Annotated in this window: 6 protein-coding genes; 1 reads left to right on the plus strand and 5 read right to left on the minus strand. The window is 61.1% G+C overall.

All coding sequences use genetic code 11. The features are described 5' to 3' along the window. Nucleotides 1-112 precede the first annotated feature (112 nt). Together pqiB and L972_RS01145 are read right to left on the minus strand one after the other, a co-directional pair. Nucleotides 113-1,762, minus strand: coding sequence for an intermembrane transport protein PqiB (gene pqiB, locus L972_RS01140; RefSeq protein WP_005335774.1), 1,650 nt, complete (start codon nucleotides 1,760-1,762; stop codon nucleotides 113-115). After that, a complete protein-coding gene (locus L972_RS01145; RefSeq protein WP_047434559.1) occupies nucleotides 1,755-3,026 on the minus strand; it encodes a paraquat-inducible protein A in 1,272 nt (423 codons plus the stop codon). Before L972_RS01145 ends, pqiB begins: the two co-directional genes overlap by 8 nt. Before the next feature lie 178 nt (nucleotides 3,027-3,204). On the opposite strand from L972_RS01145, the gene hfq reads away from it, so the two are divergent. Next, complete coding sequence (gene hfq / locus L972_RS01150; RefSeq protein WP_005335772.1) at nucleotides 3,205-3,564, plus strand: RNA chaperone Hfq; 360 nt, start codon at nucleotides 3,205-3,207, stop codon at nucleotides 3,562-3,564. A 131-nt stretch (nucleotides 3,565-3,695) separates the two neighbouring features. Here the strand turns inward: hfq and L972_RS01155 are convergent, their stop codons facing one another. The 3 genes from L972_RS01155 to L972_RS01165 all read right to left on the minus strand — a co-directional run bounded on the left by L972_RS01155 (nucleotide 3,696) and on the right by L972_RS01165 (nucleotide 7,100). Beyond that, complete coding sequence (locus tag L972_RS01155; RefSeq protein ID WP_047434562.1) at nucleotides 3,696-4,286, minus strand: HAD family hydrolase; 591 nt, start codon at nucleotides 4,284-4,286, stop codon at nucleotides 3,696-3,698. Between the two features lie 65 nt (nucleotides 4,287-4,351). Further along, nucleotides 4,352-5,455: an EAL and HDOD domain-containing protein gene (locus tag L972_RS01160; protein WP_047434564.1), complete on the minus strand. Its 1,104-nt coding sequence runs from the start codon at nucleotides 5,453-5,455 to the stop codon at nucleotides 4,352-4,354. A gap of 4 nt (nucleotides 5,456-5,459) precedes the next feature. Then, complete coding sequence (locus tag L972_RS01165; protein ID WP_047434566.1) at nucleotides 5,460-7,100, minus strand: sensor domain-containing diguanylate cyclase; 1,641 nt, start codon at nucleotides 7,098-7,100, stop codon at nucleotides 5,460-5,462. Nucleotides 7,101-7,407: the final 307 nt, after the last annotated feature.

The following is a 7,407-nucleotide window of genomic DNA, read 5'->3' on the forward strand; positions in this document are numbered from 1 at the left end:
GGGGCCGTCACGGGTTGCTGGCTGTCTGCATCGAGCGAGTAGTAGTGCAGGCTTGGTTGGCTGCTGCAACCCGCCAGCAGGCCCAGCAGGGCCAGCGTCAGGATCTCTTTTTTCATTGTTTGCCTCGCTTGGGCTCAGGATCCGATGGATGCGCGCGATCGAAGATCAGCGAGCTGGGCTGCTCGTTGAGGGAGTGCACCAGCGGCTGCAGTTCGCGCATCAACTGATTGAGGGTCTGCACCGACTGACGCAGGTCCTGATTGGTCTGCGACTGGGCATCATAGGCCTGCAGGGTCTCCTGCAACTGCTTGAGGCTCTCGTTGAGCGAGGCGGGCAGCTGCTGGGTAGAATCCTTGGCGGTGAGCTTGTTCAGGTTGGCGCTGACTGCACTGATGTTCTTCAGGGTGCCATCCAGGGTGGTGAGTGACCCGTTGACCTTGGTCAGGGTGGTCGCCATGTCCATGTCGACAAACTTGTCGAGGATGAGGTTCACCTTGCGCTCGATCTGATCCAGCCCGCCCTGCACGGTGGGGAAGACCTGATAACCGGCCAGCTTGGCCTGTTCGAAACGTGGCGCGTCCGGATAGAAGTTGAGGTCGATGATCTTGCCGCCAGTCAGCAGGCTCGAGGTCTTGAGGCTGGCACGCAACCCCTCCTTGAACTGCTTGCCGAACAGGGCACGCCACTGATCCTTCTCCGCCTTGGCATAGCGGTGGGAGAGGCGCTGCACCTCGATGCGAGCCAGCACCGGGATCTGGCGGCTCTTGAAGATCTGCACGCCCTTGTCCTCAATGAGGTAGGGGGCGGAGATGACGGTACCGACCCGGATACCGCGATACTGCACCGCCGCGCCCGGGTGCAGGCCACCCACGTTGTCATCGAACAGGAAGACGTAGTCGATGAACTGATCCAGGCTACCGGCCAGCACGCTCGCCTCATCCTGGAACAGGGTGAACCCTTCCATCTGTTTGACCGGTTCGCCAGGCGCCCAGCCGGGTGGCAGACCCATGGTGATGCCGCCATCGATCAGACTCTCCAGCGAATCCATCTTCACCTTCATCCCCTCGCTGCTCATGGAGACCTCGAAGCCCGGGGTCATCCAGAAGCGGGAGTTGCTGCTCACCAGAATGTCATAGGGGGCGTGGATGAAGATTTGATACTGCATCTCGCTCTTCTCGGGCAGGAACTTCGCCTCTTCTACCTGACCTATGGTGAAGCCCTGATAGTTGATGGGGGAGCCTTCCCCCAGCGCGCGGGTGTCGCGGCTGCTGAGGGTGAGACGCAGCCCCTTGGCATCGAGGGAGGCGAGCGGCGGTTTGTCGAGCATGGCGTATTCATCCCGCGCCCGACCTTTCTTGCCGGGGGCGAGTTCGATATAGGCGCCGGAGAGCAGGGTGCTCAGGCCCGACACCCCTTCACGGCCCACTCTGGGTTTGACCACCCAGAACTGGCTGTCACCGCGCAGCATGCCGGAGGCGGCATTGGTCAGCCGTCCTTTCAGCACGGCATGGCTGTAGTCATCGCTCAGCTCGACGGCCTCGATGCGGCCGACGTCCACTTCGCGGGAGCGGATCACCGTCTTGCCAGCGACTATGCCCTCGGCAGTGGCGACTGTCAGGGTGAAACTGGGGCCCTGGGAGTACCAGTGCTGGAACAGCATCCAGAGACCGATGAACAGCGCCAGCAGGGGCACCATCCAGATTGCGGCGGCAGAGCTCAGAAAGTCAGAGCCCGGTTTCCACCTTTTTTTACGCTCACTCACGTTCGCGTTCTCCTTGTTGTAAATCCCAGATCAGGCGGGAGTCGAAACTCATGGCGGCGACCATGGTGATCAGCACCACACCTGCAAATGCGACGGCCGCAGGGCCGGGATAGATGGTCATCAGATTGTCGAGCCGGATCAGGCCCGCCAGAATGGCCACCACGAAGACGTCGATCATCGACCAGCGTCCGACAAATTCGGTCATGCGATAGAGTTTGAGCTTGCCGAGGGGGGAGGTGACATTGCCGCGCTGCACCATATAGCAAAGCCAGAATAGCGCCAGTATTTTCACCAGCGGCACCACCACGCTGGCGAAAAAGATCACCGCCGCTATGGGGTAGGAGCCCATGGCCCAGAGCAGCACCACACCGCCGAGGATGGTGGAGGGGCTGTCATCACCGAGAAACACCGTATCCATGATGGGATAGACGTTGGCCGGAATGTAGAGAATGGCGGAGGTAAACAGCAGCGCCCAGGTACGGTTCAGGCCGCCCGGCTTGCGGGCATGCAGCTTGCCGCCGCAGCGGGAGCAGCTGTGGCTGCCCACCTCGCTCAGAGCGCCACAGATATGGCAGCCCACCAGGCCGGATTCCAGCGCGCCCGCTTCCGGGTCGATATCCCGTGACTCGGTTGGGCCGAACAGCCGCTGCCACAGCCACATCTGATCAAGCGAGGAGATCATCTTGATGAGCAGCACGGTGTAACCGACGAAAGCCCAGAATGACAGCCCCATCTTGATGTCGGCCATCCCCATCAGCTTGACCAGCGAGATGAGCACCCCCACCAGAAAGACATCCACCATCAGCCAGGGTTTGATCCGGCAGAGCAGACGGCCGAGGGAGCGCAGGGCATTGCTGTGCAGATCTTTATCGACCCGCCACAGCACCAGCATGATGGATCCCATATAGACCAGCGGCAGGCCGATCAGGGTCAGGCTCAGTACCGCGCCGAGAAACAGATAGCCCTCATCCACCAGGGTGGTGATGCTCTGCAAAAAGGTCATCTCCTGGCCCACTCCTTTGGCCGAGAAGGACATAAAGGTAAAGGCATTGGCGAGCACGAACATGATGAGTGCCGCGAACCCGTAGGAGATCGGCAGCAACTCCTGCTGTGGCAGGTGGCGACTCAGGGTGTGTCCGCAACGGGGGCAGCAGCTGGCCTGTCCCACCTCGAGCGGTGTGGCCGGTATCAGCAGGTCACACTCTTCGCAGGCAGTGGCATCATGGACATAGGTGGTGTGGTGTTGGTGTGAAACCGGATGCAAGATAAAACCCCAGATAAGGCCCGTGGTAGAGCCAGAGCTGGCGATTATCGCAGTTGTGCTGGTCAGCGACCAGCCCCCGGAGGCCGCTATTGCTGGCGGGAGTGAGAATGACTTTGACAAGCCAGTGCCCATTTAGCACAATCAAACGCCACTTTTTTTTTCCGCGGGACAATAATTTATGACAACTGAATCCCCCAGCTACTCCACGATTGAGCAAGCCTTCTCCCTCGGGAACGGGCAAGATTCTGCCCTCAACTGGTTGCGCAAGAACCGCAGTCAGGTCGCTATTTTTCTGGTGAGCGGCATCAAGCTGGAAGGCACCATCAGCGGGTTCGACCAGTACAGCGTGCTGCTGACCGATGCTCATGGTAACCAGCAGCTGGTCTACAAGGCCAAGATCTCCACCATCGCCATGCACACCGGCCGTCCGCAGGTGAATATCCAGCGTGCTCGCAAGCCGCGTGTCTCCATGGCGCCGCGCCCCCACGGTGCGCCGGGTCGTTATGACGACAATCAGGGCGGCGGCAACAACGAGTAATCGTCTGCCCCGCACGCCCCGTTGACGCGCCCTGCGTCAGCGGCTGACGGAACCTGCTCTCATTTTCATTCATGTCCCGTATGAGAGTCGGTTCCGGTTATCGCCCCTTGCAGGGCGATATTTTTTCCGCACTACGCCGTTATGCCGACTGGTTGACCCTCTTTGACCATGCAGGTCTGCATACCCGCTGCTTCTCCGGCCTGTACCCCGATACAGGTATCTTCAAACACCAGACAGCCTGATGGCTCGACCCCCAGCTTGCTGGCGACCAGCAGGAAGGTGTCCGGATTGGGCTTGTGCAACTCCACATCGTCTGCGGTGACCACCACGGAGAAGTAGCGATCCAGCCCGGTGTTGCGCAGCACTGCCTCGGCGTTGACGCGAGGCGAGCCGGTGCCGATCCCCATCGGGATGACGCCATGATAGCGCTCGACCAGCGCCTGCATGGCCGGAAAGACGGTCGCCTTATGCAGGTTGGCCACATAGTGGGCGGTCTTGCAGCGGGTGACGTCGAGCGGATCGAGGGGGATCTGCTGCTCCTGTGCGACCAGCAGGGCTATCTTGCGGCTCGGCATGCCACCCAGCTCATAGAACCAGTCGGCGTCGAAGTGAAAGCCAAACTCGCGGGCGGTGTGCTCCCAGGCGGCGAGGTGCAGCGGCATGGAGTCGACCAGGGTGCCATCAAGGTCAAAGACCAGGCCTTGGAATCCGGAAAGCGTCATGGTGCGGGTCAGTCTCTGAAAAAAGGGAACCCATTCTAGCCAGTGGCTCCCCGCCTCGCCATCACCTAGCTGGTGAGAAACGCTTGCCCCCACATTTGTGACTGAAAATAGACGGGGGTGAGCTGGGCCGGATCGAGTTGATATTTGGGGGCAAGCTGTTCCAGCAGGGCCCAGTTACCCTGTTCATAGGTGCTGACCAGCTGAAACAGATGAAAGAGTGGCCCTTCGTGCAGTTCGAGGGCGCGCTGCACGCTCTTGGGCAGGTGGGCCATCAACGGATCTGACAGCAGGGAGCCATCGAGCACCAGTCCCACCAGAAAGGCCCAGCTTGCCTCCGCTTTACCGAGGGCGGTGAGGGCAATCAACTCGCAGAAGCGGCCGCGGGCGATGGCCATGCGGGTGCAGGCCTCCGGCATGTGCTGGCTCACCCGGGCCAGACCGTTGATCAGCACGAACTTGCGGATCTCCTGCTCCCCCAGATAGGAGAGGGCGCGGGGTACCGAGGTGATGGGGGCGGCATGATCGAAGCCGGGGGCGTTGACGTAGGTGAGCAGCAGGCCGGGCAGCCAGGCATCCTGCTCCAGCAGGCGAGCTACCTGGGCGAAGGAGAACTCCTCGTGGCAGATGAGCTGGAGGATCTGCTGTACCAGCGCCATATCGGGCTGATTGGCTCGCTGATTGACCAGCTCCGGACGGGCGAGAAAGCCGCCGGCAAAGAAGTCGACCCCCGCCTCCCGCAGCGGGAGAAAATCCGCCCAGGTTTCGATGTTCAGCGCCATCCGCTTGTGTTCGGTGGGCTGGCAGATCCCCTCTTCCCCCATCCAGTACACCAGCAGGCGGCTGGCGCCGAGCCAGCGTGGATCCCGGTTGGCGCCGTGCACCGCCAGTCTGCGCCGACTGTCGCGCCACTGCTCCAGCACCGGGAACGAGTTGGGCTGGCGTTCACTGGAGGCTTCAACCAGCGGGATCGCGTCCTGATCCAGCAGCAGGGGACGCTGTTCATCGAGCTGTTCGTGGGTGAAGGGCACCAGATATTGACGCCCCTGCGCCAGCAGGCGGCAATGTTGCGCCAGTGAAGGCCATTCGGCCGGTAAGCTGAGCTGATAGTCGATGCCGTAGGCCACCAGAGCCAGGCGACGATTGAAGATGGGGTAGCGACGCAACAGCATGGGATCACCGATAAGCCAGAGTGCGGGCCCTCCCTTGTGACTTGGCGTGGTAGAGCGCCTGGTCAGCCTGTTCGATCAGGGTCTGCCATGCTCCGTCCAGGGAGGGAACCAGATAGCTAAAGCCTATGCTAACCGTAATGAAATCAGCAACCCGCGAGGCGGGATGGGGCATTTTCAAGCGGACAAGACCATCGTGGATCCGCCCGGCCAGCTGTTCGGCCTCACCGGGTTGGGGGGCGCAGAGCAGAATGACGAACTCCTCCCCGCCGTAACGGGCTACCAGATTGGTGCAGCGCCGCTCTGCATCCCGCAGCACATGGGCCACCTGTTGCAGGCAGAGATCCCCCTTGGCATGGCCGAAGTGGTCGTTGTAGGCCTTGAACTCGTCGACGTCGATCATCAATACCGCCAGCAGGTTCTGGGTGCGCCGTGCCCACTCCCACTCCCGCTGCATGGTGATGTCCCACTGGCGCCGGTTGGCGATGCCGGTGAGGGGGTCTTCCAGCGACAGCAGGGAGAGGCGGTGATTGGCTTCCTCCAGCGCCCGGTTGGTCTCGGCCAGCTGCATGGTGCGCTCGGCGACCCGGGCCTCCAGCTGGCGGTTGAGGGTTTCCAGCTGCTCCTGGGTGCGCTGGCGGATCAGCAGTTGCGACAGGATGGCGGCGTACTGTTTGAAGATCTCGCTCTGATAGGCCTTGAGCGGCCGGTGCCAGAGCAGGTTGTCAGCGGCGATCCAGCCGATGGGGGTGGTGCCATCCCACAGCGATACCATGGCGTTCCAGCCACGGCCCACCTGCTGCTTCTCGTAGTAGAGGGGGGTATCTTCCATCACCAGCACGTAGTCCTTGCGCCTGAGCGCCTCTTGCACCGTCGGGTGATCCGGAATGGGGCTGATGAAGTTGTGTTCATCCATCAGCTCGCCCTCCTCGCTGGTGCCCCAGGTGCCGCGCATGGTCTTGCCATCGGGTTCGATCAGGAAGATGGCGACCCGATCGAACTGCAGCTCCTTGCGGGCCAGCAGCACGGCATCCCGCAGCAGATCGTTCTCGCTGCGACTGCGGGAGAGGGTGACGCTGACCATGTGCAGCGCCTGCAACATGGTGAGGAAGGAGCCCTGCAGTGCCTGACTCTGTACCAGATCGGTCTGGGTATGGAGCCGCTGGTCCCGCTCCTGATTGACCTGGCTGGAGAGCAGGTGATTGCTGAGCTCGGCTGTCAGATAGTGGATAAGGAGCTGGATACCCTTACGCTGGTGGGAGGAGAGGCGGTCGATGCGGCGGCGGGTCTCCAGATAGATGACCCCTTCCAGTTTCATGTGACGCTTGAGAGGGAAACAGGCACGTAACTGTGGCTGGGCAGGCTCCACATTTTCGCCGGGATCAGGCGGTGGTGGGAGCTGCTCGATCACCAGTTGTCCCTTTTCCATCGCCTTGTCGATCAGGTGGTGGGGCAGGGTCAGTTGGCCGAGATGGTCGAGATCAAGCGTGGTCAGCCCCTGATCGAGCTGAAAGCTGTAGAGCTGCGGTTCGGGGGCTTTCAGCCAGAGGTAGAGGCGTTCGGCATCGGTCTTTTCACGGATGGTGGCGAGGCTCACTTCGCATAACTGAGCGAAGTTGGTGAAGTGTTCCGGGTCCCATTCCTGCATACCAATATCCCTAGGGTTGTACCCAAGCGAGTATAGACATATTTCTCCTTGATTAATATGTCAGAAAGGAGAGGTGGCGCACATAACGGTTGCTTTCAGCCCCGCTGATGGAGACATTCACTGCGTTCTCTGCCAATCGTGGATAGAACTGTGTGCCATAACGGTATATATGGCAGCTTGTAGGGCGGGATGCCGGGCAAAAAAGAGCCCGCACGATGGCGGGCTCTCTGACAGATCAGATGATTCTGCGTGGCTTATTCTGCCTTGGGGGCAGCCTCAGCGGGCGTTTCACTGCTATCGGCTGGGG

Source organism: Aeromonas sp. ZOR0001, assembly GCF_000801015.1.
In the GTDB taxonomy this organism is placed as follows: domain Bacteria; phylum Pseudomonadota; class Gammaproteobacteria; order Enterobacterales; family Aeromonadaceae; genus Aeromonas; species Aeromonas veronii.

Bases quoted from the DNA above. Each gene is read 5' to 3' on its own strand.
- hfq (WP_005335772.1), top strand. From the start codon at position 3,205: ATGACAACTGAATCCCCCAGCTACTCCACGATTGAGCAAGCCTTCTCC.
- L972_RS01155 (WP_047434562.1), bottom strand. From the start codon at position 4,286: ATGACGCTTTCCGGATTCCAAGGCCTGGTCTTTGACCTTGATGGCACC.
- L972_RS01160 (WP_047434564.1), bottom strand. From the start codon at position 5,455: ATGCTGTTGCGTCGCTACCCCATCTTCAATCGTCGCCTGGCTCTGGTG.
- L972_RS01165 (WP_047434566.1), bottom strand. From the start codon at position 7,100: ATGCAGGAATGGGACCCGGAACACTTCACCAACTTCGCTCAGTTATGC.